Origin of the sequence: Clostridium sp. LS, from assembly GCF_002760435.1 — a bacterium.
Taxonomy (GTDB): Bacteria; Bacillota; Clostridia; order Clostridiales; family Clostridiaceae; genus Clostridium.
This window is the reverse complement of the sequence record NZ_AUUU01000031.1, coordinates 1-26,023: the sequence shown is the minus strand read 5'-3', so window position 1 is coordinate 26,023 and position 26,023 is coordinate 1. Positions and strand designations below refer to the sequence as shown.

The window sequence follows — 26,023 nt, the reverse complement described above, 5'->3', positions numbered from 1 at the left end:
GTAATTGGGATATTTAAGTTTAGTTCCAAGATTATATTAAATGTAAATATTATCAATAGTAAACTAAAGGAAATTGCGCAATACAATAGATTTGAAGTTGAATTTAAATATGATAAAATAGTTCTAATAAAGGTTAACTTAGGGGATGATGCGATAATATGTAGTATTGGGGTTAAAATATAATTTATATAGTTATAGATAGTATAATTAATCAATATTTACATATAAACTGCAATAATAAAGGGGAAATACATATGAGAAGTCAGATCTATAGACCTAAGATATTACATAGAAAGCGTATAGATGATATGCTTTCACAAATTTTTGAAGTACCTGTATTCTTTATATCTGCATCTATGGGGTATGGAAAAACAACTTCAGTTAAAAATTTTCTAGATAAGAAAAAAGATGTGCAGACTATTTGGTTTGATACGGCAAATGAAGAAAATGATGATATTTGCGTGTGGTATAAATTTTGCAACTCCATGAAAAGTATATGCTCAAATCTAAGTAAAAGACTTAGCTCATATGGATTTCCAAAAAATAATATGGATTTCTATAGAATCATAGATGATATTAAGGAGGAAATAAAACAGAAAACAGTCTTTATTATTGATGATTGGTACGATACAAAAATCACTTATATTAATCAATTTATAAAGGCCCTTGCTTTTGCTGAAATACCAAATTTTCACATGGTTATAATAAGCCGTAATAAACCTGATGACCAATACCAAGAAGTTGAATTAAAGCAAAAATGTCTGGTAATGTGGCAAGATGATATAGCGTTCGATTATAATGAAACAATTGAATTTTTTGAAATTAATGGGATAAATTTAAACCAGGAAGAAAAGGAAGAGGTATATTCGTATACAGGGGGATGGACTTCAGCTACTTATCTGGCATTACTTCAATATAATAGTACTAAAACTCTTCATAATATACCTAAAGCAACTGAAATTATTAAAACAGCCGTATTTGATAAATTTGATGAAATAACGAAACAAATTCTTCTAAAACTTTCGCAAGTTGAAAATTTCACTTTAGAACAGGCCATGTATGTTACTGAAAATGAGACGGCTGGAGATGTGATTAAAGAGCTGCTATCAAATAACTGTTTTATAAAATACAATGATAAATCAAAGTTTTACACTTTTCATGCAATTTTAAAAAGTGCTTTAAAAGAAGAATTTTTATCGTGGAATATAGATTCAAATAGAATTAATAACGCTTGTGGTGACTGGTATTCAAATAATTTTCAAGATTCAAGAGCTATGGAATATTACTACAAGGCAAAAAATTACTATCGTATACTTGATTTAATAGAAAGAAATAAAACAATAGATCTTACTATGTCATGGGAAAAGGTTATTGCGCCAGTGTTTAATGAGTTGAGTTTAGAGGAAAAAGTAAATAGACCTATAGCATATCTGATATATATCTTTTTCTATATAATTTATGTAGACCCTATAGCAGGTAAAGAGCTTTTATATGAGTTGTGGGTTATTTATGAAGTAAATGATGATTTAAATGATAGAAAACAGGTTCTGGGAGAAATTACATTTTTGGAAAGTATTCTGCTAATTGATAATATTAAAAAGATGACTGAATATCATAAAAAAGCATATGAATTATTACAAGGAGGAACCTCGAAGATTGCTAATAATAAAATGCCAGTCACTTTTGGCTCTCCTCATCTTTTATGTTTATTTCATAGAGAAAAAGGTGAATTAAAAAGCTTGGCAGATCATTTGAAAAATGAATTAACTTATTTTATTCATATATCAAATGGTGGAGCGGCGGGAATAGATTATTTGATTAGCGCTGAATATTTTTTTGAAACAGGGGATCTAGATAATAGTGAATTATATGCGTATAAGGCATTATATAAAGCAAGAGCTAAAAGACAGATAAGTATTATAATATGTGCACTTTTTCTTCTAATGAGAATTCATATAAATAAAGACGATATTTATAGATTTAGAAGTAAGTATAGAAGTTTAATTGAAGAATATAAAAATCTTAATATTCCTAAATATCTTAATGGAACAGAATTAGCATTAAGGTATGTTGATGGGATTACTGGAAATTTAAAATGTATTGACAAATGGATTGAAGATACAGAGTCTCTGAATATGCAAATCATTTCACCTAGTACTCGTATGAACTATATTATATCGGCTTTTTCAATGGTAATTAAAAAGAGTTATATTGAATTAGAAGTTCACGCTGAAATTATGTTAGAAGCTTATTCAAGAAAAAATATTATATTTGGAATTTTATATGCTTATATATTTGATTCAATTGCAAAGTATAATCTTTATGGACTAGACGATGCAAAAAAATCATTAATAAAGGCAATTAGCTTAGCGGAAGATGATAATATTATAATGTCCTTTATAGAGCTGTCTCCACATATACTTCCTATACTTAATGAACTTAAAAATGAAAATAAATATGCGGAAATGCTATTTCCTAAATGCAAGAAGTTTAGTGAAATATATAAAAAAATTAATAGTGAGGCGGAAATGGTTGAATTGACGCCAAGGGAACTTGAGATAATGAGGCTAGTACATGAAGGATATAAACAAATTGATATATCAAAGAAATTAAATATAGCACTAGTTACTGTAAAAAAGCATATAGCATCTGTATATTACAAATTGGATGTAAAAAATAAAATAGTAGCTATAAATCTTCTAAAAGAAAAAGGGATTATCTAGATAAGATAATATAAATGTGATGAAATAAGTAAAAGCATTGCATTTATATTGTTTTTTTTATGGTTAGAATTGGGAAAGTAGTAGAATTATAAATAAAAAAAGTATACTTTAGTATAATATAAAATTAAGATAGATATAGGTATAATCTAATAGTAGAGAGAGTTATTTATTTTATTAGGGGTAAATGCTATATCAACTATGGTGATTACATGATTTATTGTTATTTAATTGTAGTTAAGTACAATTAAGATAAATAAATACTTAGTGCTTAATTGTAATAGGTAATAGAGGTTTTAGGGGATAAACAATATTGCGTAAAATTAAAAGGGCGTAATCTGTAAAGGATTACTGAAATAAAATATAATAAATATTATATAAAAGAAAAACTGATATAAATTGTGCATGAACAAATTTATATTAAATATTTATTATATTTTTATTTTTAGTAAGTAAAGTAAGGTATTGATAAATAAACTGAATATTTATATGGTAGCTAGTATTTTTACATAAGGAAGTTATAGAAGCTGTTGAATACCTTTTATATTATCATACAAATAAATTAATATGGGGGTTTTTCTATGAGTATAGAATTATATAAGGCGGCTAGGGATATTTTTAAATTTGTCGGGCCTACAGAAAATATAATATCGGTAGGAGAGTGTTCCACAAGATTAAGGCTGAACTTAAAAGATAAGAAAAAGGTTGATATTGGATTCTTAAGAATGGTAGATGGAGTACTTGGAGTTGTTGAAACAAATGAGCAATTGCAAATTATTTTTAGATATCATAATGTGAATGAACTTAAAAATGAATTTATTAGAGTCGCTGGAGTAAAATAGCATTTTGTATCAGGAATAGTTTTCCACCTTTACAAATAAAATATAGGGAAAAAGAGATTTCACTAAATCTTTTATACTTTAGTATATTATGATATAATTAGCATGGATATTTTATTAATGGAGGATTATTTAATGAAACACATAAAAACTATAAACAAACCAAACATAAAAGATAGTTTGTGTAAGCCAGGATGTAAAGAATGTGCAAATTCATGTCAATCAGCTTGTAAGACATCTTGTACAGTTGCAAACTTAGAATGTGAAAACTAAATTTCAGGCAGTAACTATATAGTTACTGCTTACTTTTATATGTTTAGGAGGAAACTAATTTGTCTTTAATACATAAATTTAAACAAGGTGAAAATTATTTTGTTTTAGATGTAAATACAGGAGCAGTTCATGTTGTTGATGAACTAGTTTATGATATATTAGATGATGATAAATTAATGAACAAGAAGGCAGTAATGGAGAAGCTAGGTGATAAGTATAATGAAGAAGAACTTTCAGAAGCTTATGACGAAATTCAAGAATTAGCTGAAGAAGGTATTCTTTATTCACAAGATCAATACGAAGAAATAGCACATAAATCTATGGATGATAGAGATTATATAAAGGCCATTTGTTTAAATGTAATTCATGGATGTAACCTAAGATGCAAATATTGCTTTGCTGATGAAGGAGAGTATCATGGACATGGCGGAGTCATGAATATTGAAACGGCTAAAAAGGCAATAGATTATGTTATTAAAAGAAGTGGTCCAAGAAAAAATATAGAAATTGATTTATTTGGTGGAGAACCAACCTTAATTATGGATACAATAAAAGAAATAATTAAGTATGCTAGAGATAATGAAGAAAAGTGGGGCAAGAAAGTTAGATTTACAATGACTACAAATGCTACGCTTTTAACTCCAGATATGATGGACTATATGGACAAAGAAATGGGCAATATAATTCTTTCTTTAGACGGAAGAAAAGAAGTTAATGATAAGGTAAGAATAAAGGCTGATAAGAGTGGTTCTTACGATGACATAATTCCTAATATTAAAGAAATGATTAAGAGAAGAACTAAAGGAAAAACTTATTATGTAAGAGGTACTTTTACAAGGGAAAATACCGATTTTTATCAAGATGTTATGGCTATGGTAAATGAGGGCTTTAGGGAATTATCAATTGAACCTGTTGTATTAGAAAATGGACACCCCCTTTCAATTAGGGAGGAAGATATAGAGACTATTTTTGATAATTATGACAAGCTATACGAAGAAATGGCAGAAAGAAAAAGACAAGGAAACGGTGAATTTAAATTTTATCATTTTAATATAGATCTTCAAGGCGGCCCATGCGTATATAAAAGAATTTCTGGATGTGGAGCCGGCTTTGAATATGTAGCAATAACTCCTCAAGGAGATGTATACCCATGTCATCAATTTGTAGGAAAAGAAGAATTTAAGTTAGGAAGCATTTACGAGGATACTTATAATGAAGCTTTAGCTAAGGAATTTAAAAAAGCGCATATATATAATAAACCTAAATGTAAAGAGTGCTGGGCAAGATTCTACTGCAGTGGTGGATGCCAAGCTAATAATTTCAATTTTAATGGAGATATGAATATACCATATGAAATTGGGTGCAAAATGCAAAAGAAAAGAATCGAATGCGCAATTGCCCTAAAAGCGGAAGAAAATTAATATATAATTCAGTGATACTCAGCCGAAAGAAATGGTACTCTATTGCTCGGTTGCTAGAGAATATAGCTGTGGATTTCTAACATTAGAAGTTGTGCCCATCTATGCCTGCTCCAAATGTAAAATTTGGACAGGCATAGATGGAACAACTTCTAATGAAGAAATCCATACAGATATATTCTCAATGCAACACTACGCAAAAGAGTACCATTTCTTTCTGGTATGGGTATGCACGAATATAATATTATTTTCTAATTAATTAGCTATAGATGATGGAATAATGTCTGGTAATATACAATTGAATAAATAATATTATAAAATTTTAATTGAAGTATGTTTCTTAAGAAATTATAATGAAAATTAATGGCATTAAAATCAAGGTACAAGGAGAAAGAGTATTTGGAAGAATATATTTTAGAAAATGGTTTGAAATTAATATATAAGCATACGGATTCCGAACTTGCATCAATTTGTATATCTTTAAATGCGGGTGCCGGAGTTGAGAAAGAGAAGTTCGGAGTTGCTCATGCAACTGAACATATGGTTTATAAGGGAACAAAAAATAGGACTGAAAAAGAGATTAACGAAGGTTTAAGTAATCTTTTTGGCTTTAATAATGCCATGACTAATTATCCTTATGTTATTTATTATGGAACACTGCTTAAGGAAGATTTAAAAGGTGGTCTAGAATTATTGAGTGATATAGTTCTTAATCCAAGCTTTAATAATGATGGTTTTAAAGAAGAAATGGATGTAATAAAAGAAGAACTTAAGGAATGGGATGAAGATTTAGAACAATATTGTGAAGACAAGTTATTTTTTAATTGTTTCAATAAGAGAAGGATAAAGCATCCCATTATAGGAACTAAGGATAGTTTAGAAAAAATGACACTAAGTGATATTAAGGAGTTTTATTGCAATTACTATAGTCCTAAAAATACTTCAATAGCAGTAGTCTCATGTGTAAAATTTGAGAGAGTTAAAGATATTATAATTGAGTTATTTGGAGAATGGAAGAATTCTGGGGAAAATGTGGAATGCAACACTGAGCTGGCTAATAACTTTGATTATGAAGAGCCTAAAAATGAAATATTTTATAATAAAAGAGAAGGAATAAAAACTTGCAGAGTGGAAATAGTGTGCCCAATAGACTCTTTAAGCAATATAGAAATTAAATCTCTTAAGCTTTTTAATCAATATTTTGGAGAAGGCGTAAATTCTATGCTTTACGATATATTAAGGACTAAAAATGGTCTTATTTATGATGTAATAACTAAAATTGCACATGAAAATTATATAAAATTATATAAAATCACGTTTAATACATCAAAGGAAAATGTAGATAAGTCAATAGCATTAATTAGAGAATGTATAAAAAAATTAGAGTTAGCAGAATCAGAATTTGATAAAAAACAATTGGAACAATTAATGAAGAACTTTAGATTAAAAAAATTATTTAGGGAAGAACAAAGTATAGTTTTGGCAAAGGAATTGGCAACCTATGATTCTATGTTTGGAGATTATAAAATATATTTAGGCGAAGCTGATGAATTAGATAAAGTAACCAGTGAAATGGTATTTGATATAGGAAGTAGAGTATTGAAAAAAATGACAATACAAATAATTGAGACAGCATAAACGGAGGGATAAAATGTACAGTTTTAAAAATGATTATAGTGAAGGTGCCCATGAAAGAATATTAAATGCTTTAATTGAAACGAACTATGAACAAACAGACGGGTATAGCACAGATGGTTATACTGAAAAGGCTATAGAGTTATTAAAAGAGAAACTAGGTCGAGAAGATGTTGATATTCACCTCTTAGTTGGAGGAACTCAAGTAAATTTAACTGCTATTTCCGCTTTTTTAAGACCACACCAAGCAGCAATAGGCGCTGATACAAGTCATATTAACTGCCATGAAACTGGAGCCATTGAAGCTACAGGTCATAAGGTAATAACTGCAAATACTACAGATGGAAAGCTTACACCAGCTTTGATTCAAAAAGTTGTGGAGGCTCATAGTGATGAACATATGGTTCAGCCTAAATTAGTTTATATATCAGATTCTACGGAATTAGGGACTATATATACTAAATCAGAATTAATAAATTTACATAAATGCTGTAAAGAAAATAACTTGCTTTTATATATGGATGGTGCACGTTTAGGATCTGCGCTTGTGGCAGAAAAAAATGATTTATCATTAGAAGACATAGCTAATTTAGTAGATGCTTTTTATATTGGCGGAACAAAAAATGGAGCGCTTTTTGGTGAGGCACTTATTATTTGTAATGATGCATTAAAAGAAGATTTTAGATATTATATAAAACAAAAAGGTGGGTTACTTGCAAAAGGTAGATTATTAGGTATTCAATTTAAAGAACTATTTAAGGATGATTTATATTTTGATCTTGCAAAACATGCTAATAGAATGGCTATTATGTTAAAAGATGCATTGAAAGAAAAAGGGTATGAATTTTTAACTGATTCATGTACAAATCAACAATTCCCTATTTTGCCTAATGATGCGATTAAAAAACTAAATGAAAAGTATTCTTTTTATATTGAAAAGATAATTAATGGTAATAACTCAGCAATTAGGCTGGTAACCTCTTGGGCAACAAAAGAAGAAAATGTTCTAGAATTTATTGAGGATTTAAAGTATATTTAAGTTAATATTTAAATGAACAAATACAAAAAGCTTTGCATTATATATTAGTGATGCAAAGCTTTTTGCAAAAATTAGATAGGAGAGATAGTTTTGAAATTGCCGTTATTGGAAGAACTAATAAAGTACCATGATGAAAAAAATTTATTACTCTCTATGCCTGGAAATAAAGGAGGCATTGGATTTTTGAATGATGAGATTGGAAAAAAATTTGCTGACAGATTAGGATTTTTGGATATTACTGAAGTTGAGCCTTTAGATAATCTTCATTACCCAGAAGGGGTAATAAAGGAGGCGCAGGAATTATTAGCTGAAACCTATAAGGTAAAAAGGGCTTATTTTTTAGTAAATGGAAGCTCAAGTGGAAATCTAGTAGCTATGTTTTCAGCCTTTGAGGAAGGTGATGAAATTTTAGTAGAAAGAAACTGCCACAAGTCAATTTATAATGGATTGATTATGAGAAAACTAAAAGTCAAATATATTGAACCTATTATTGATGATGAAAATGGTATTTTCCTACCTCCAAACAAAGATAATATTTATAAGGCATTGAGTGAAACATCAAACCCTAAAGGGATAATTTTAACTTATCCTAATTATTTTGGAATTACTTATGATATTGAAGCTGTTACAAAAGATTTAAAATCAAAGGGATTAAAAGTTATTATAGATTGTGCACATGGAGCTCACTTTGGAATAAATGAAAGGCTGCCTAAATCAGCTGCTAATTTTGGGGATTATATTATTTTAAGTGCTCATAAAACTTTACCAGCATTAACTCAAGGTGCATATCTCTTAGTAAATGATGATAATGACCTTATAGAATTTTATTTAAAAGCTTTTTTAACAACATCTCCTTCCTATTTGATTATGGCATCTTTAGACTATGCTAGATATTATTTAGATAACTATGGTCAAAAAGAGTATGGAGAATTAATAGATAAAGCAGAAAGATGGAAGAAAAAAATAAACAATCTTAATAAGGTGCATCTATTAAGTAAAGAGGATTTAAATAAGGAATATGATTTTGACTTAAGTAGGTATATAATTATTTTACCTAAGTGTTATAGTGGACATAAGCTTTTAGACTATTTAAGAAAGCAAAAGATACAAGCTGAAATGAGTTTTTCTAGAGGAGTGGTTTTAATCTTATCTCCTTTTAATGCTGAAGAAGATTTTAATAATATTTATAATGCAATTTCTATGTTAGAAATACAAAGTGTTAGTGGACAAGTTGAAGCTAAATATGTTTCTAAAATTCCTGCAAAAGCATTAGAACCATATGAAGTTTTTAAATTAGAAAGTGTATGGAAAGAAGTTGAAAATTGCGAGGGTTGCGTTGCCAAAGAGACAATAATACCTTATCCACCAGGAATACCATTAGTTTGTCCTGGGGAAATAATATCTAGGGAAAGTATAGACATTATAAAGGATTATATTTTAAATAAAAAGACCATAATAGGAGTTAAAGATAAGAAGTTGCAAGTTATAAGTTAAGATTGAAGGCCGAAGGCCTTCTGGAAATTATAATATAAAAATCCCTTAGAGGATTTTATCCTTAAACTTTTAACTTATCACTTTTAACTCTTAACTGAATATAATTATTGTGGTAAAATATAGCTATTTAGATTACTATATACGGTAATATAAAAAGGGAGGGGTAAGAGATTATAATATGGAAACAAATGTTGTTACCAAACAGAAAAATGCGATTAAGGTGAAAAAACCCAAACACTATAAAGTTGTTATGTATAATGATGATTATACTACTATGGAGTTTGTTATTAATATATTAGTAAGCGTGTTTAATAAAAGTCTAATAGAAGCTGAAAAAATAATGTTAGATGTTCATGAAAAAGGTAAGGGAGTAGCAGGAATATATAGTTATGACATTGCAGTAACAAAGGTTTCTACTGCAATGTCTTTAGCTAAGGAACAGGGCTTTCCATTTAAGCTTACTGTGGAGGAGGCGTAGAAAATGAAAATTACGAATGAGGTTAATTTGATATTACTTAAAGCATATGAGGAAGCAAAAGAGAAAAATTGCGAATATATTACACCAGAGCATCTTTTGTATGCAGCATCATTTAATAAAGATGTGGAATATGCTATTAAAGAATGTGGTGGCAGTTTAGAAAGTTTAAGATACAATCTAACTACTTATATAAAGACATATATAAATAAAATTGGTCATGGAGAACCTCAAGAAAGTATTGAATTTCAAAGGGTTATATTAACAGCAAATGAACAAATTAAATATAGTGGGAAAGATGCTATAGATATAGATCATATACTTTCAGCAATATTTAATCTAGAAGACAGCTATGCACGTTTTTATTTAGAGCAAGAAGGTGTTACAAAAAGAGATTTATTATTTTGTTTATGTCATAGTGTAGGCGAAGTTAACCAAAACTCTTATGATGATGAGGATGCTGAGGATAATGATCAAAGAAATTTAGAAGAAGAAGTCATAGGTGAGGAAAACTCTGCCAAAAGAAAAGAAGAAGCATTTCTAAGTAAGTTTACTATAGATCTAATAAAGAGAGTGAAAGAAGAAAATAGCGATCCTTTGATAGGAAGAGAAGATATTTTAGATAGAAGTATTCAAATACTTTGCAGAAGAATAAAGAATAATCCTATTCATGTAGGGGAATCAGGAGTTGGTAAAACAGCTATTACCTTAGGCCTTGCAAAGCTCATAAGTGAAGATAAAGTACCAGATAAATTAAAAGGGAGTTCTATGTTCTCTTTAGATATAGGATCAGTAATTGCAGGGACTAAATACAGAGGAGATTTTGAAGAAAGAATAAAAAGAATTTTAGATCTAATTGGAAAGCAAGATAAGCCTATAGTATATATAGATGAAATTCATAATATAGTTGGAGCTGGGTCATTGAATGGAGGTGCTTTAGATGCATCTAATTTATTAAAACCTTATTTGACAGAAGGAAAAATAAGGTTTATTGGAGCTACTACTTTTGATGAATATAAAAAATTCTTTGAAAAAGATAAAGCATTAAGCAGAAGATTTCAAAAAATTGATGTTAAAGAGCCATCTATAAATGAGGCAATTGAAATTCTTAAGGGGCTAAAAGGAACTTACGAGGAATATCATAACGTTACTTATACAGATGATGCAATCAGTGATGCTGTAATTTTAAGTGATAAATATATTAATGATAAATTTTTACCAGATAAAGCTGTAGATATTATAGATGAAGCTGGAGCTTTTGTTAGAATGCATAATCAAAATTTAGAAGAGAAAATAGTTATTGATAGAAAAACTATTGAGGAGATAATTTCAAAAGTATGCAGTATTCCAAAACAAACAGTAGAGAGCAGTGAGATAAATTCATTAAAATATCTTGAAGAAAATTTAAAGAGCAATATCTTCTCGCAAGATACAGCAATTGAAGAGGTTGTAAGGTGTATTAAGATGTCAAGATCTGGGTTGAATGAAGAAGATAAGCCTGTAGCATCTATGCTTTTTGTTGGGCCTACAGGTGTTGGAAAAACTGAAATAGCTAGGTGTCTTTCTAAAATGTTGGGCATTGAGCTTATTAGATTTGATATGAGTGAATATGCCGAAAAGCATGCCGCTGCAAAATTAATTGGATCACCTCCTGGTTATGTAGGATATGAAGAGGGAGGACTGCTTACAGATGCAATTAGAAAAACTCCGCATTGTGTTTTGTTATTAGATGAAGTTGAAAAAGCCCATGAAGATATATTAAGCGTACTTCTACAAGTAATGGATTATGCTACACTTACAGATAACAAGGGGAGGAAGGCTGATTTTAAAAACACAATAATTATAATGACTTCAAATGCAGGGGCTAGGAATATTGGTAAGAAACTAATAGGTTTTGGGGATAGAGAAGTAAAAGGTGAGGCTATAATGGAGGAAGTAAAAAGATTTTTTACTCCTGAGTTCAGAAATAGATTAGATAAAATAGTAGTATTTAATAGTATGACTGATTCTATGGCAATAAATATTGCTAAAAAACAATTAAATGACTTTAAGGGTAAATTAGCTAATAAAAATATTGAAATTCAATTTAGTGAAGAATGTATAAATTATGTTGCTAAGACAGGAACTTCAGAAGAGTTCGGTGCTAGAGAAATTGCTAGAATTATAGCTTCTAAGATAAAGCCACTATTAGTTGATGAAATTTTATTTGGAAAGTTAAGTGATGGAGGGAAATGTTCTATTAATTTTAAAGATGATGATTTACTATTAACAATAGAGTAAAAACCCTCCTGAATAAAAATTGAAAATAAAGAAAAAATATAATTGACTAAGAGGAAACTCTAAACTAAAAGAGGAGGTGAACTATTGCAAAGTTATCAATTTACTTTAGCAATGGGACATTAAAATGGAAGATAGAAAACTTACTTGTAAAGATTGTGGAAATGAATTTACCTTCACCGTAGGGGAACAAGAATTTTATAAAGAGAAAGGTTTTGAAAATGACCCTGTTAGGTGTGCCGAATGCAGAAGGGCTAGGAAGCAACAAAGCAATAGAAGATAGTCATTCTTAAATTTAAAGAGACATAAGATTTACTTCCTATGTCTCTTTTATTTTCAAAATATATAATGTTATTTAAATATTAAAATGGTTTATGTAATTATATTTTATTAAAAAAATATGAAAATCCTATTGAACTTTTTATACTTTTGCTAGTATAATATAAAGAAAGATTTAAGTAAAAGAAAAAATTTATTCATAGATATTTTTTCTTTGAAAATTTATAGACAATAATTCATGTACATGATTGAACAAATAAAATTTTAAATTATGGTTTTAAAGATTGTGATAAGGAATAGTATATAATGATGAGCTTTTAAGAGAGCTAGAGTTTGGTGGAATCTAGCAGGCGAACTTTATAGAAGCAGCCTTTGAATTTTATAGCTGAAAAATAAAAATTATTTATATTATAATTTTTAACTAGGTTATAACGTGACCCTCACGTTATAGAGGATGAGTATATTATATGTACTCTAGCTGAGTGAACAATATTTATATTGTTTATTAGGGTGGTACCGCGAAGTAGTTCTTTCGTCCCTTGTATGGGATGGAGGATTTTTTTTATTCTTAAAAAGTATATTCAAAAAAATAGGAGGTTATTTTCAATGGAGGAAATACTTGAAATTCTAGAAAAAAATAGTAGGTATAGTGATGAACAAATAGCTGTTATGAGTGGAAAAACTGTTGAAGAGGTAAGAGAAGCAATTAGAGATTATGAAGAGAAAAGCATAATAGCAGGTTATACTACTCTTATTAATTGGGAAAATACAGGTAGTGAGACAGTAACAGCTTTGATTGAAGTAAAAATAACTCCTCAAAGAGGTGTAGGTTTTGATAAAGTTGCAGAAAGAATATATAATTTTTCAGAAGTTAAAGCGTGTTATTTAATGTCTGGAGGCTTTGATTTGACAGTTATTGTTGAAGGAAAGACAATGAAGGAAGTAGCACTTTTTGTATCTGAAAAGCTTGCAGTACAGGAATATGTATTAAGCACAGGAACTCATTTTGTTTTAAAGAAGTATAAAGATCATGGTAAGATATTTAAGGAAAAGAAACTGGAAGATAGGGAGGCTATATTTATATGAGATTAGAGGATATGATTTTAGATAATGTTAAAAATATGCCTCCATCGGGCATAAGAAAATATTTTGATATAGTAAATGAAATGGAAGGGGTAATCTCTTTAGGGGTTGGAGAACCTGACTTCGTTACTCCTTGGAATGTAAGAGAAGCAGGTATTTATTCTTTAGAGCAAGGTCATACCCACTATTCTTCAAATGCAGGATTTATTGAACTTCGTACAGAAATATCAAAGTATCTTAAAAGAAGATTCAATCTTACTTATAAACCAGATGATGAAATAATAGTTACAGTTGGTGGGAGTGAAGGTATTGATATAGCGCTAAGAGCCTTAGTTGGACCAGGAGATGAAGTTATAGTTCCAGAGCCAAGCTTTGTAGCATATAAAGGGTGTACAGCCTTCACTGGGGCAACTGCAAAAGTATTAAATCTTAAAGCAGAAGATGAATTTAAACTTACTCCTGAGGCATTAGAAGCAGCTATTACTCCTAAAACAAAGGTTGTTATAATACCTTTTCCTAATAATCCAACAGGAGCAATAATGACGAAAGGTGAACTTGCAGGAATAGTAGAAGTCTTAAAAGATAAAAATATTATTGCAATTTCAGATGAAATATATTCAGAACTATGCTATGGAGAAAAACATGTTTCGATAGCCTCTTTTCCAGAAATGAGAGACAAGACTTTGGTTATAAATGGATTTTCTAAATCATATGCAATGACTGGATGGAGACTGGGTTATATTTGCGGACATCCAGTTTTAATAGAAGCTATGAAAAAGATTCATCAGTATGCACTTATGTGCTCTCCTACAACTGCACAGCTTGCTGCAATTGAGGCTTTAAAAAGTGGAGATAAAAGTGTAGAGGAAATGTCCAGGGAGTACAACAGAAGAAGAAGAGTGCTGTTAAATGGTTTTAGAGAGATGGGATTAGATTGTTTTGAAGCTCTTGGAGCATTTTACTTATTCCCAAGTATTAAATCTACAGGTATAACATCGGATGAGTTTTGTGAGCAATTACTTATAAATGAAAAGGTGCTGGTGGTTCCGGGAAATGCATTTGGAGAATGTGGTGAAGGATTTATAAGAGTATGTTATGCTTCATCGATGGATGATATCATGGAAGCGTTAAAAAGAATAAAGAGATTCGTTAATAGTTTAAATAAAGGATAAAACATAAGATATAAGAGAGTAATCTAAGTAATATATATTTTAGATTGCTCTTTTTTTGTTTCTTAGAGTATATAGAAAGAATAATATTTTTTCAAAATATATTTGAAAATTAATTATCATATATAAATATAAGATTATACAGAATTGGCTTAAAATAAAGATATAGGGTATATTATTTGTTTTTATAATAATTTAATGTATAAATAATGAGATAAATAGTGATATTGACATAAGATTCTTAATATATTATGATGAATGTGGAAGCGATACCATAAATAAAATTTACAACGGGGTGGATTTTTATGCCTGTAACAATTAGCGATATTGCTAAAAGAGCAAAAGTATCACCAGCGACTGTTTCAAGAGTTCTTAATAGCTCAGGATATGTTAAAGAAGATACGAAGAAAAGAATATTAGCAGCAATAAAAGAAATGAACTATACTCCAAGTGCAATAGCGCGAAGTTTATCAAAAAGTGAAACTAACACAATTGGAGTTATTGTTCCAGATATAACCAATGCTTATTTTGGGGAAATTATTAAGGGAATAAGTGAGATTGCTGAAAAGAATAATTTAAATATAATTTTATATAATACTGATAACTTTTTAGACAAAGAGATACGTGCTCTAAATTTACTTAAGGAACAAAGAATTCAGGGAGTTATTATGACTCCAGGTTTTGGAGCAGAGCAGTTTAATGAAAATTATATGAAAACAATAAATAATCTTAATATTCCAATAATTTTGGTTTCAGCAGATGTTAATTTCACAAAGTTAAACGGAGTTTTTGTTGATAATATAAAAGGCAGTTTTGATGCAACAAATTTATTAATCAAAGAAGGGCATACTAAAATAGGAATTATGACAGGATTATTAAGTTCAGAGCCAGTAATGGATATGTTAGAAGGATATAAGAATGCACTAAAAGAAAATAATATTCCGTTTAATAGTAAGTATGTTTTTTATGGAGACTTTAAATTAGATAAGTCATATGAATTGACTAAAAATTTACTTAAGGAAAAAGATAGGCCTACCGCTTTATTTGTATGCAGCAATATGATGACAATGGGAGTAATAAAAGCACTAAAGGAACAAAATAAAGATATTCCTAAAGATTTAGCTATAGTAGGTTTTAATAAAATTGATTTCTTAGACATCGTAGGACTAAATATTACATATGTAGAAGATTCTCCAATTGAATTAGGCAGAGCATCTATGGATATGCTTTGCGAAATTATCAGCAACACCGAAGATGCTGATGTTAAAAGACAAATTATTGCACCACAAATAGTAGTAAAAGGTTCAGAAAAAAAGCTGTAAATAACATATATAAAATGGTATAAGATTAAGCAATATTTATATGATAAATTTAACATATTATAAATATAAGATAGTAATATTATAATGAGGCACAATCAAAAAAATAATAGACCAGTATGCGTGCCTATTTTGCACCATACTGCGTCAGCAATTTAAGCTAATAGGCTCGCTATGAGCGTAAATTGATTCCTTGTCTGGTGCAAAATATGCACAGATAAAAAAGCAGCTATGCTGCAAATAAGAACTTTTTGACGCATCTTTGGCCTATTATTATTTTTTCATGTGCCTAACTGCTTTATTAAATTTAAGTCATGATAAACTCATGAGTTAAAATATTAAATATTATATTTAGGAGGAAGGTTAATGAAAAAAAGAATATTATCATTATTAGCTATTTCAGCAATAACAGTAACATTATTTGCTGGATGTGGATCAAGTGGTTCTGGCACAGCTGACAAAGGAACAGCTGATAAAGGTGCTGGTACTGAAAAAGAATATAAGGTTGCTATGGTAACTGATACTGGTGGGGTAAATGACCAATCATTCAATCAATCTTCATGGGAAGGATTGCAAAGCTTTGAGAAAAATAATAAAGGTGCAAAAGTAAGTTACTTAGAATCTAAACAAGAATCAGATTATGCTACTAATTTAGATAAAGCCGTTGATGGAGGTAATAAATTAGTATGGGGTATTGGTTTTGCAATGGCAGATGCGATAACAAAGTCAGCAAAACAAAATCCAGATGTTAATTATGCTATAGTTGATAATTCGTATGGAGATAATACTCCAGCAAATGTAACAGGAGTTATGTTTAAAGCTCAAGAACCATCATTTATAGTAGGGTATATTGCAGGAAAGACAACTAAGACAAATAAAGTAGGTTTTGTTGGTGGTATAACAGGTAATATAATAGATCAATTCCAATATGGATATCAAGCAGGGGTACAATATGCAGCAAAAGAATTGGGTAAAGATATAACTGTAGATGTTCAATATGCTGAAAGTTTCTCTGATGCATCAAAAGGAAAAGCAATTGCATCTAAAATGTTCTCTTCTGGATGTGATATAGTATTCCATGCAGCAGGTGGTGCAGGTACAGGTGTAATTGAAGCAGCTAAAGAAGCCAATAAATTTGCAATAGGTGTTGACCGTGACCAAGCGTATTTAGCACCTGACAATGTTTTAACATCAGCATTAAAATTAGCAGGTGTTGCAGTTGAAAATCTTTCAAAGGAAGCTATGAATGGAACTAAGATTGGTGGAAAAACATTTACTTATGGGTTAAAAGAAAACGCAGTAGGAATTCCAACTGAAAATAAGAATATGGACCCAGCAGTATATAAAGCAGCTATGGCAATCCAAGATAAAATTAAAGATGGTTCTATAGTTCCACCTTATAATAAAGATACTTTTAGTTCTTTTGGTAAGTAATTGAGGCACAATCAAGAAATATAGCAATGTTTAAATAAAGATGCTTTGTTGACAAGTTTTCTATTGTTAGCAAAGCATCTAAATTAAGGGAGGACTTGGTGTGGAAGTTAGTAAAGAATATGCAGTGCAAATGCGTGGTATTACAAAAATGTTTGGTTCATTCTGTGCCTTAGATGATATTAATCTTAATATCAAAAAAGGTACTATTCATGCACTATTAGGAGAAAATGGAGCAGGTAAAAGTACGCTAATGAATGTACTTTATGGGCTATATCAAGCCGACCAAGGAGAAATCTATCTTAATGGTGAAAAAGTAAATGTAAAAAATCCTAACATAGCAATTGAAAATGGAATTGGGATGGTTCACCAACACTTTATGCTAGTTGAAAATTTCACGGTTACGCAAAATATTGTATTAGGCAGCGAAATTACAAGTAAATTTGGAATATTGGATATGAAAAAGGCGCGCCAAGATATAGTAAGTATTGTAAAAAAATATGGATTAGAAGTAGATCCAGATGCAAAAATTGAAGATATTTCAGTGGGAATGCAGCAACGTGTTGAAATATTAAAGGCATTATATAGAGGTGCTGATTTGCTAATATTAGATGAACCGACTGCAGTACTCACTCCTCAGGAAATTAAAGATTTGATAGAAATTATGAATAATCTTATTGCTGATGGAAAAACAATAATTATAATTACACATAAATTAAAAGAAATTAAAGAGTCCTCTGATGTTTGTACAATTATTCGTAGAGGAAAATATATTGACACAGTTAATGTTAACGATGTAACAGAGGAAGAGCTTGCTACGATGATGGTAGGGCATGCGGTTAAGCTGACTGTTGATAAAAAACCAGCAAATCCAAAAGAAGTTGTATTTGAAATAGAAAATTTAACTGTAAAGGATGAAAGAAAGTTAGATGCAGTTAAAAACTTATCACTTAAGGTACATAAAGGAGAAATTGTTGGTATTGCGGGCATTGATGGAAATGGGCAAAAGGAATTAATTGAAGCAATTACATGTCTAATAAAGTGTGAAAGCGGTACCATTAAAATAAATGGAGAAGAAATACAAAATACTAGTACAGAAAATGTTATTAAGCATAAAGTTTCAACAATACATGAAGATAGACAAAAGCGTGGACTTGTATTGGATTTTACTGTTGCGGAGAATGTTGTAATAGAAAAATATAATAGTGAGCCTTATAGTAAAAAAGGTTTTCTAAATAAAGATGCAATTATTTCTCATACTAAAGATATGATAAAACAATATGACGTAAGACCTGATAACTGTGAATTAGCTCCTGTTAGAGGATTATCTGGAGGAAACCAGCAAAAAGTTATAATTGCAAGAGAAGTAGCTAATGATCCAGATTTACTAATTGCAGTACAGCCAACTCGTGGTTTAGATGTGGGGGCTATTGAATATGTTCATAAAACATTAATTAGGGAAAGAGATAATGGAAAGGCTGTACTTTTAGTTTCCTTTGAACTTGATGAAGTTATGAATGTTTCTGATACTATAGCTGTAATTTATTCTGGAACTATTGTGGATACATTTAAGCAAGGAGAAGTTGATGAGAATACAATAGGTTTATTAATGGCAGGAGGTAAACAAAATGAATACAGTAACAAAGATTCTTAAAAAGCCAGTCACTGCAACATTTATTGCAATATTTTTTGGATTTGTTGTTTCTGCAATAGTGCTTAGTTTAGCAGGATATAATTCAATAGATGCTTTTAGTGCACTTTTTAATGGAATTTTTTCAAGACCTAAGTATATATCAAATACAATAATTAAGGCTACACCAATTATTTTAACTGGTCTTAGTGTTGCATTTGCATTTAAAACAGGTTTATTCAATATTGGAGCAGAAGGCCAATATATAGCAGGTACAATTGCTTCAACAATAGTTGGAATCAAATTAAACTTGCCTGCAGTACTCGAAATTCCAGTAGTAATTTTGGCAGGTGTTGCAGCCGGGGCTATATTTGGAGGTATAGTAGGAATACTTAAAGCTAAATTTGGAATACATGAAGTTATCACAAGTATAATGTTGAATTGGATTGCACTTTATTTATCTAATTTTATTGTAGCAACTGATGTATTTCATCAACCAGACTCAACAAGTACTTACCCTATTAATGAATCTGGTTTTACTATGATACTTGGAAATTGGAAAACTACTGATGCTGGAATAGAATCTCTTTCACATAATAAATGGCTTTCAGAAGTTTTAATAAAGACTGATGTAAATATTGGAATTGTTGTTGCTATTATAATGGCTGTGTTAATATCAATTTTATTATATAAATCAGCTAAAGGATATGAATTACGTGCAGTTGGACTAAATAAAGATGCAGCGGAATTTGCTGGAATAAATGTTGATCGTAATATAGTTCAATCAATGATAATTGCAGGTGCATTATCAGGACTTGCAGGTGCATTAATTATTACAGGAACTGCTCCACACAAATTATCTACTATGGCTGCTTTTGAGAATTATGGTTTTAATGGATTATCAGTTGCATTAATTGCAGGAAGTTCACCAATTGGATGTATATTTGGAGGATTACTTTATGGAGGATTATTATATGGAGGTCAATCAGTACAATCCGAAATAGGTGCGCCATCAGAAATAATTAATATCATGATAGGAACCATCGTATTTTTTGTTGCGTTGACTAAAATTGTGCCTATTTTAGCTGATAGACTTTTGAAGAGAGGTGAAAAAAATGTTAAATAGCATAACATTACTAATAGGAATTACCTTAATGTATTCTTCGCCACTGATTTTTGGAGCATTGGGAGGTGTTGTTTCTGAACGTTCAGGAGTTGTAAATATTGGGATTGAAGGTATGATGACTGTAGGTGCCTTTACTGGTGCTGCAGTAGGATATTATACTGGTAATGCATGGCTTGGTTTTCTTGCAGCAGGAATTTCAGGAGGAATTATAGCATTGTTACATGCAGTTGCTTCTGTGACCTTTAAGGCAGACCAAACAATATCTGGTATTGCTATAAATCTTTTAGGTTCTGGTTTTTCTCTATTTTTGTGCAGATTATTATTTGAAGGCGCTACTATGACTAAGCCAGTTCCTACTAAATTACCTAAAATATTTGGTGAAGATATTACAGTTTTCTTAGCAATTATAATTACAGTTGTTACATGGTTTATTTTATACAAAACTAAATGGGGACTTCGTATACGTGCAGTAGGAGAACATCCTGCAGCTGCAGATACTCTTGGAATTAGTGTAACTAAAATTCGTTATGTATGCGTAATAATTTCTGGAATATTAGCTGGATTTGGAGGAGCATCTATGACACTTGCAATAATTGCTCAATTTACTCCAACTGCAATCAGTGGTCAAGGATTTATTGCATTAGCTGCAGTTATTTTTGGAAAATGGACTCCACAAGGTGCATATGGAGCTTGTATATTATTTGGATTTGCTCAAGCATTGACTGTTGTATTAGGTGGTGGAAGCTTTGCTATACCTTCACAAATTCTTGCAATGCTGCCATATATTTTAACAATAGTAGTTTTAATTCTTTTTGTTGGGAAGTCAGTTGCGCCAAAGGCTGATGGAGTACCATATGAAAAAGGAAGTCGTTAATAATAACTAATAAGGAGAGATAAAAAAATGGATATAGCTAAATATATAGATCACACAATATTAAAGCCAGAGGCAACTGTAGAGGATGTAAAGAAGCTTTGTAAAGAAGCGAAAGAATATAAATTTGCATCTGTTTGTGTAAATGGATGTTACGCAAAATTAGTAAGCACTGAACTTGCAGGAAATGATGTAAAAACTTGTGTAGTAGTTGGATTTCCACTAGGAGCTATGACTAAAGAATCAAAAGCATTTGAAACCTCAGAGGCTATTAGAAATGGTGCTAGTGAAATTGACATGGTTATAAATGTGGGAGCGCTTAAAGAGAAAAATTATACACTTCTTAAAGAGGATATTGAAGCAGTGGTTAATGCTGCGAAAGGAAAAGCAATTGTAAAAGTAATAATTGAAACTTGTTTATTAACTGATGAAGAAAAAGTTAAAGCTTGTGAAATAGCTAAAGAGGCAAAGGCTGATTTTGTTAAAACATCAACTGGATTTGGATCTGGAGGTGCAACAAAAGAGGATATTGCGCTTATGAGAAAGACAGTTGGGGAAAGTCTAGGTGTTAAAGCATCAGGAGGAATTAGGGACTTTAAGACAGCAATGGAGATGATAAATGCAGGCGCAAGTAGAATAGGTGCTAGCGCAAGTATCGCTATAGTTAATGAAAGTAAGTAATTATATTTATTGTTGAAAAATATAAGAAAATTAAGGATAATAGCATATAAACAATTAAATATTAAAAATATATAACCAGGTATAACTGTTAACTGTTAATTGTTAACTGTTAACTGAATTAACGGGGTGATTTTATGAAGATGATAGATATTATAAGTAAAAAAAGAAATGGTCAGGAGCTTACTACAGAAGAAATTAATTTTTTTGTACAAAATTATACAGAAGGAAGTATTCCAGATTATCAAGTCTCAGCTCTACTTATGGCAATTTGTTTTCAACAAATGAATATGAGAGAGACTTCAGATCTTACAATGGCAATGGTTAATTCTGGAGATATTCTTGACTTATCAAATATAGAAGGAATAAAAGTGGATAAACATAGTACTGGCGGAGTTGGTGATACCACGACGCTAGTGCTTACACCAATGGTTGCAGCCCTTGGAATCCCAGTTGCAAAAATGTCGGGAAGAGGCCTTGGTCATACTGGTGGTACTATAGATAAATTAGAATCTTTTGAGGGATTTTCAGTTGAAATAAGCGAAGATAAATTTATAAAAAATGTAAATGAGAATAAAATAGCAATTATGGCTCAAACTGCAGATTTAGCACCAGCAGATAAGAAACTATATGCATTAAGGGATGTAACTGGAACAGTTGAAAACATATCTCTTATATCATCAAGTATAATGAGTAAAAAAATAGCTGCTGGAGCAGATGCAATTGTACTAGATGTTAAAATTGGTGATGGAGCATTTATGAAATCTTTTGAAAATGCAAAAGAACTTGCTGAGGCAATGGTGAGTATTGGAAAGAATGTTGGTAGAAACACAGTAGCTGTAATATCTGATATGGATCAACCATTAGGTTTTGCCGTTGGAAATGCATTAGAAGTGAAAGAAGCTATAGACACATTAAATGGTGCTGGTCCCAAGGATTTATTAGAATTGTGCTTAACTCTTGGAAGTAATATGGTAGTATTAGCAGAAAAGGCGCAAACTATAGAAGAAGCAAGGCAAATGCTACTTAAAGTTATTGAAGATAAATCAGCATTAGTAAAATTAAAAGAATTTATTGCTTCTCAAGGCGGAAATCCTAATCAAGTGGATAATACTGAACTTTTGCCAAAAGCAAAACATATTGTTGAAATAAAAAGTGAAGAGGACGGTTACGTTACTAAAATTGATTCACAGCATATAGGTCTTATAGCAATGGAACTTGGTGCGGGAAGAGCCACTAAAGAAGATTCTGTGGATTTAGCCGTTGGAGTACTTTTAAACAAAAAAAGAGGAGATAAAGTATTAAAAGGTGAAACTTTAGCTTATATACATGCAAATGATGAAAGTAAAATTGAAAAAGCAGGAAAAAATATAATTGAAAGTTATCATATTGCAAAAGAAAGTCCTAAAGATATTCCTTTGATATATGGAGTTGTTAAGTAGTTAACAGTTCACAATTTACTGGTTACAGTTGAAATGCAAATTCCTAGGAAATTAAAATATATTTTTATAAACATTTGGTGTTTCATCCTTAACTGTGAACTGTACACTGGTAACTGTAAACTGAAGAAAGGGAGGTTTTTTAATGGTAAATAGAGTTATATGGATAGTGTTAGATAGTGTTGGCATGGGAGCAATGCCAGATGCTGAGAAGTTTGGAGATGTTGGCGCAAATACAATTGGAAATATATCTAAGGCAGTAGGCGGATTAAACTTACCTAACATGGTTAAGCTGGGGCTTGGAAATATTGAAGGTATTGCAGGTGTGGAAAAGTGTGAAACACCATTAGGATGCTATGCAAGATTTAGCGAAGCATCCAATGGTAAAGATACGACAACAGGTCATTGGGAAATGGGTGGTATTGTATCAGAAGTAGCTTTTCCAACTTACCCCAATGGTTTTCCAAATGATTTGATTGAACAATTTGAAAGATTAACTGGAAGAAAGGTTATAGGAAATAAACCAGCATCAGGTACAGCTATATTAGATGAGCTAGGTGAAGAACAAATGAAAAACGGTAGTGTTATTGTTTATACATCAGCAGATAGTGTTTTTCAAATAGCAGCTCACGAGGAAGTAGTTCCTTTAAGTGAATTATATAAAATGTGTGAGATAGCAAGGGAAATGTTAAAAGGAGAACACGCTGTTGCAAGAGTAATAGCAAGACCTTTCCTTGGAGAACCAGGGAATTTTACACGGACTCCAAATAGAAGAGACTTCTCATTAATGCCTCCGCATGATACTGTTTTAAATAAAATTAAAAATAGTAGTTTGGATGTAATTGCTGTTGGTAAAATAGAAGATATTTTCTGTGGTCAAGGAATTACGGAAGCAATTCATACTAAAGATAACATGGATGGCGTAGATAAAACCATAGAGTACATGAAAAAAGACAATAGAGGATTAATATTTACTAATTTGGTTGATTTCGATATGAAATGGGGTCACCGAAATGATTTTAAAGCATATGCCAATGGTTTAGAAGAATTCGATGTTAGGTTAAAGGAAATTATTGATTCGATGAAGGAAAGTGATATTTTATTTATCACAGCAGATCATGGCTGTGATCCTACAATGCCAGGAACAGATCATAGCAGAGAATATGTTCCGTTTTTAGCATATGGAAAGAGCTTAAGAGAAAATGTTAATTTAGGAACTAGAAATTCTTTTGCAGACATGGGGCAAACATTAGCAGAAATATTAAATGTAGAAAAAATAAAGAATGGGGAAAGCTTCTTAAAGCAGATAACAGCCAATAGTTGATAATTAACATTTAAGGGATATACTCAATTGAGTTTAGAAAAATGACACAAATAAAAGGTGCACCGGAGTAGTGAATTAAGGGAAATCCTAAAAGGGTTTCATCAATAAACTGTTAACTGTTACTTGTTAACTGTTAACTGTTAACTGAGTTAAAGGGGGGAATTTTATGGATTATAAAGAACTTATAAAAGTAGCTTTAGATTATAGAAATAGGGCATACTCGCCTTATTCCGATTTTAAGGTTGGAGCTGCTGTGCTTTTTGAAAGCGGCAAAATTTATGGTGGATGTAATATAGAAAATGCATCATTTGGAGCTACTAATTGTGCTGAAAGAACTGGAATATTTAAAGGAATATCTGAAGGCGAAACAAAAATAAAAGCTGTAGCAGTAGTTGGAAGTTTGGAAGAATATACTTACCCTTGTGGAATATGCCGTCAAGTAATTGTAGAATTTGGAAGCGAGGATGTTAAAATAATAATAGCTAAAAGTGAAGATGATTATATAGTTAAAAGTATGGATGATATTTTACCGGGGGCTTTCAAGAAAGAAGCACTGGGAAAACTATAAATAGTTCACAATTTACAGTCACAGTTCACAGTTAAGGAGCAAATTACTACGTAATTTGAATAAAATTTAAATACAAAATTCCTGAAAGGAATTTTTTCCTTAACTGCTAACTGTAAATTGTTAACTGTTAACTGAATAAATTTGGAGGTAACAAAATGAGTGTTCATATTAATGCACCTGAAGGTGCTATTGCAGAAAATGTATTACTACCAGGAGATCCGTTAAGAGCTAAGTTTATTGCAGAAACATTTTTAGAAAATGCAGTATGTTATAATGAAGTTAGGGGCATGTATGGATTTACAGGAACATATAAGGGAAAGAAAATATCAGTTCAAGGAACTGGAATGGGTATACCATCAATCTCTATATATGTTAATGAGCTAATACAAAGTTATGGAGCTAAAAACCTTATTAGAGTTGGAACTTGTGGAGGATATAGTGAAAAGGTTAAGGTTAGAGACCTTATTATTGCAATGTCAGCTTCAACAGACTCAAATCTTAACTTAGTAAGATTTCAAGGAAGAACATATGCTCCAACAGCGAGTTTTGAATTATTAAAACCAGCATATGATATTGCAGTTGAAAAAGGATTTGATCCAAAGGTAGGAAGTATATATAGTTCAGATGTATTTTATGGTGATGATAATGAAGACTGGAAGAAATGGGCTAAGTTCGGCTGCTTAGGAGTAGAAATGGAAGCAGCAGCATTATATACAATCGCGGCTAAATTTGGTGTTAATGCACTAGCATTACTTACAGTAAGTGATCATTTTGTAACTGGAGAAGTTACAAGTGCAGAAGAAAGGCAAAAAACTTTTACAAACATGATGGAAGTTGCTTTAGAAACAATTGTTAAATTGGATAAATAAATTTAATACAAAAAAGGGGCTGTTGCAAAACTAACATAGTTAGTTTTGTAGCGGCTCATTTTTTAGA

The 26,023-nt window shown here is 30.7% G+C and carries 22 protein-coding genes and 1 other annotated feature; all 22 genes read left to right on the top strand.

The window, feature by feature from the left end:
- Positions 1 to 254: 254 nt before the first annotated feature.
- The 22 genes from COL3_RS08055 (at position 255) to deoD (ending at position 25,956) form a co-directional block, all read left to right on the top strand.
- Positions 255 to 2,723, top strand: a complete 2,469-nt coding sequence (locus COL3_RS08055) for a LuxR C-terminal-related transcriptional regulator (RefSeq protein ID WP_008428048.1) — start codon at positions 255 to 257, stop codon at positions 2,721 to 2,723.
- A 578-nt stretch (positions 2,724 to 3,301) separates the two neighbouring features.
- On the top strand, positions 3,302 to 3,562 hold the full coding sequence (locus COL3_RS08050) for a PTS transporter subunit EIIB (RefSeq protein WP_008428046.1): 261 nt from the start codon (positions 3,302 to 3,304) through the stop codon (positions 3,560 to 3,562).
- Positions 3,563 to 3,694: 132 nt separating this feature from the next.
- On the top strand, positions 3,695 to 3,832 hold the full coding sequence (gene scfA, locus COL3_RS08045; protein ID WP_008428044.1) for a six-cysteine ranthipeptide SCIFF: 138 nt from the start codon (positions 3,695 to 3,697) through the stop codon (positions 3,830 to 3,832).
- Positions 3,833 to 3,891: 59 nt separating this feature from the next.
- Positions 3,892 to 5,253, top strand: a complete 1,362-nt coding sequence (gene scfB, locus COL3_RS08040) for a thioether cross-link-forming SCIFF peptide maturase (RefSeq protein ID WP_008428042.1) — start codon at positions 3,892 to 3,894, stop codon at positions 5,251 to 5,253.
- Between the two features lie 396 nt (positions 5,254 to 5,649).
- On the top strand, positions 5,650 to 6,888 hold the full coding sequence (locus COL3_RS08035) for a pitrilysin family protein (protein WP_008428040.1): 1,239 nt from the start codon (positions 5,650 to 5,652) through the stop codon (positions 6,886 to 6,888).
- 13 nt (positions 6,889 to 6,901) lie between these two features.
- Positions 6,902 to 7,924 (top strand): low specificity L-threonine aldolase, encoded by a 1,023-nt coding sequence (locus COL3_RS08030; RefSeq protein ID WP_008428038.1) that lies wholly within the window; start codon positions 6,902 to 6,904, stop codon positions 7,922 to 7,924.
- Between the two features lie 84 nt (positions 7,925 to 8,008).
- Positions 8,009 to 9,418, top strand: a complete 1,410-nt coding sequence (locus COL3_RS08025) for an aminotransferase class I/II-fold pyridoxal phosphate-dependent enzyme (RefSeq protein WP_099716595.1) — start codon at positions 8,009 to 8,011, stop codon at positions 9,416 to 9,418.
- 178 nt (positions 9,419 to 9,596) lie between these two features.
- Positions 9,597 to 9,896: an ATP-dependent Clp protease adaptor ClpS gene (locus tag COL3_RS08020; RefSeq protein ID WP_008428034.1), complete on the top strand. Its 300-nt coding sequence runs from the start codon at positions 9,597 to 9,599 to the stop codon at positions 9,894 to 9,896.
- A gap of 3 nt (positions 9,897 to 9,899) precedes the next feature.
- Positions 9,900 to 12,173, top strand: a complete 2,274-nt coding sequence (clpA, locus tag COL3_RS08015) for an ATP-dependent Clp protease ATP-binding subunit ClpA (protein WP_008428032.1) — start codon at positions 9,900 to 9,902, stop codon at positions 12,171 to 12,173.
- Positions 12,174 to 12,297: 124 nt separating this feature from the next.
- Entirely contained in the window at positions 12,298 to 12,453 is a 156-nt protein-coding gene (locus COL3_RS08010) for a zinc-ribbon domain-containing protein (protein WP_008428030.1), read from the top strand.
- A 273-nt stretch (positions 12,454 to 12,726) separates the two neighbouring features.
- Positions 12,727 to 12,992, top strand: a binding site (T-box leader).
- Positions 12,993 to 13,055: 63 nt separating this feature from the next.
- The gene (locus tag COL3_RS08005; RefSeq protein ID WP_008428028.1) at positions 13,056 to 13,535 is read left to right on the top strand and encodes an Lrp/AsnC family transcriptional regulator; all 480 of its coding nucleotides are present in this window, start codon (positions 13,056 to 13,058) and stop codon (positions 13,533 to 13,535) included.
- Positions 13,532 to 14,704: an aminotransferase class I/II-fold pyridoxal phosphate-dependent enzyme gene (locus COL3_RS08000; RefSeq protein ID WP_008428025.1), complete on the top strand. Its 1,173-nt coding sequence runs from the start codon at positions 13,532 to 13,534 to the stop codon at positions 14,702 to 14,704. Before COL3_RS08005 ends, COL3_RS08000 begins: the two co-directional genes overlap by 4 nt.
- Before the next feature lie 302 nt (positions 14,705 to 15,006).
- Positions 15,007 to 16,023: a LacI family DNA-binding transcriptional regulator gene (locus COL3_RS07995; RefSeq protein ID WP_008428022.1), complete on the top strand. Its 1,017-nt coding sequence runs from the start codon at positions 15,007 to 15,009 to the stop codon at positions 16,021 to 16,023.
- Between the two features lie 363 nt (positions 16,024 to 16,386).
- Positions 16,387 to 17,454, top strand: coding sequence for a BMP family ABC transporter substrate-binding protein (locus tag COL3_RS07990; protein ID WP_008428019.1), 1,068 nt, complete (start codon positions 16,387 to 16,389; stop codon positions 17,452 to 17,454).
- 100 nt (positions 17,455 to 17,554) lie between these two features.
- A complete protein-coding gene (locus COL3_RS07985) occupies positions 17,555 to 19,105 on the top strand; it encodes an ABC transporter ATP-binding protein (protein WP_008428017.1) in 1,551 nt (516 codons plus the stop codon).
- Positions 19,080 to 20,207, top strand: coding sequence for an ABC transporter permease (locus tag COL3_RS07980; protein ID WP_008428015.1), 1,128 nt, complete (start codon positions 19,080 to 19,082; stop codon positions 20,205 to 20,207). Before COL3_RS07985 ends, COL3_RS07980 begins: the two co-directional genes overlap by 26 nt.
- Complete coding sequence (locus COL3_RS07975) at positions 20,197 to 21,081, top strand: ABC transporter permease (protein WP_008428013.1); 885 nt, start codon at positions 20,197 to 20,199, stop codon at positions 21,079 to 21,081. Before COL3_RS07980 ends, COL3_RS07975 begins: the two co-directional genes overlap by 11 nt.
- A gap of 27 nt (positions 21,082 to 21,108) precedes the next feature.
- On the top strand, positions 21,109 to 21,759 hold the full coding sequence (deoC, locus tag COL3_RS07970; RefSeq protein ID WP_008428012.1) for a deoxyribose-phosphate aldolase: 651 nt from the start codon (positions 21,109 to 21,111) through the stop codon (positions 21,757 to 21,759).
- A gap of 134 nt (positions 21,760 to 21,893) precedes the next feature.
- Positions 21,894 to 23,198 carry a pyrimidine-nucleoside phosphorylase gene (locus COL3_RS07965; protein ID WP_035284273.1) on the top strand — a complete coding sequence of 435 codons (1,305 nt, stop codon included), beginning with the start codon at positions 21,894 to 21,896 and terminating at the stop codon, positions 23,196 to 23,198.
- 142 nt (positions 23,199 to 23,340) lie between these two features.
- The gene (locus COL3_RS07960; RefSeq protein WP_008428008.1) at positions 23,341 to 24,519 is read left to right on the top strand and encodes a phosphopentomutase; all 1,179 of its coding nucleotides are present in this window, start codon (positions 23,341 to 23,343) and stop codon (positions 24,517 to 24,519) included.
- Between the two features lie 166 nt (positions 24,520 to 24,685).
- The gene (locus COL3_RS07955; RefSeq protein ID WP_008428006.1) at positions 24,686 to 25,087 is read left to right on the top strand and encodes a cytidine deaminase; all 402 of its coding nucleotides are present in this window, start codon (positions 24,686 to 24,688) and stop codon (positions 25,085 to 25,087) included.
- Between the two features lie 155 nt (positions 25,088 to 25,242).
- On the top strand, positions 25,243 to 25,956 hold the full coding sequence (deoD, locus tag COL3_RS07950) for a purine-nucleoside phosphorylase (RefSeq protein ID WP_008428004.1): 714 nt from the start codon (positions 25,243 to 25,245) through the stop codon (positions 25,954 to 25,956).
- Positions 25,957 to 26,023: the final 67 nt, after the last annotated feature.

Bases quoted from the DNA above. Each gene is read 5' to 3' on its own strand.
- COL3_RS08055 (WP_008428048.1), top strand. From the start codon at position 255: ATGAGAAGTCAGATCTATAGACCTAAGATATTACATAGAAAGCGTATA.
- COL3_RS08050 (WP_008428046.1), top strand. From the start codon at position 3,302: ATGAGTATAGAATTATATAAGGCGGCTAGGGATATTTTTAAATTTGTC.
- scfA (WP_008428044.1), top strand. From the start codon at position 3,695: ATGAAACACATAAAAACTATAAACAAACCAAACATAAAAGATAGTTTG.
- COL3_RS08030 (WP_008428038.1), top strand. From the start codon at position 6,902: ATGTACAGTTTTAAAAATGATTATAGTGAAGGTGCCCATGAAAGAATA.
- COL3_RS08020 (WP_008428034.1), top strand. From the start codon at position 9,597: ATGGAAACAAATGTTGTTACCAAACAGAAAAATGCGATTAAGGTGAAA.
- clpA (WP_008428032.1), top strand. From the start codon at position 9,900: ATGAAAATTACGAATGAGGTTAATTTGATATTACTTAAAGCATATGAG.
- COL3_RS08010 (WP_008428030.1), top strand. From the start codon at position 12,298: ATGGAAGATAGAAAACTTACTTGTAAAGATTGTGGAAATGAATTTACC.
- COL3_RS08005 (WP_008428028.1), top strand. From the start codon at position 13,056: ATGGAGGAAATACTTGAAATTCTAGAAAAAAATAGTAGGTATAGTGAT.
- COL3_RS08000 (WP_008428025.1), top strand. From the start codon at position 13,532: ATGAGATTAGAGGATATGATTTTAGATAATGTTAAAAATATGCCTCCA.
- COL3_RS07995 (WP_008428022.1), top strand. From the start codon at position 15,007: ATGCCTGTAACAATTAGCGATATTGCTAAAAGAGCAAAAGTATCACCA.
- COL3_RS07990 (WP_008428019.1), top strand. From the start codon at position 16,387: ATGAAAAAAAGAATATTATCATTATTAGCTATTTCAGCAATAACAGTA.
- COL3_RS07980 (WP_008428015.1), top strand. From the start codon at position 19,080: ATGAATACAGTAACAAAGATTCTTAAAAAGCCAGTCACTGCAACATTT.
- COL3_RS07975 (WP_008428013.1), top strand. From the start codon at position 20,197: ATGTTAAATAGCATAACATTACTAATAGGAATTACCTTAATGTATTCT.
- deoC (WP_008428012.1), top strand. From the start codon at position 21,109: ATGGATATAGCTAAATATATAGATCACACAATATTAAAGCCAGAGGCA.
- COL3_RS07965 (WP_035284273.1), top strand. From the start codon at position 21,894: ATGAAGATGATAGATATTATAAGTAAAAAAAGAAATGGTCAGGAGCTT.
- COL3_RS07960 (WP_008428008.1), top strand. From the start codon at position 23,341: ATGGTAAATAGAGTTATATGGATAGTGTTAGATAGTGTTGGCATGGGA.
- COL3_RS07955 (WP_008428006.1), top strand. From the start codon at position 24,686: ATGGATTATAAAGAACTTATAAAAGTAGCTTTAGATTATAGAAATAGG.
- deoD (WP_008428004.1), top strand. From the start codon at position 25,243: ATGAGTGTTCATATTAATGCACCTGAAGGTGCTATTGCAGAAAATGTA.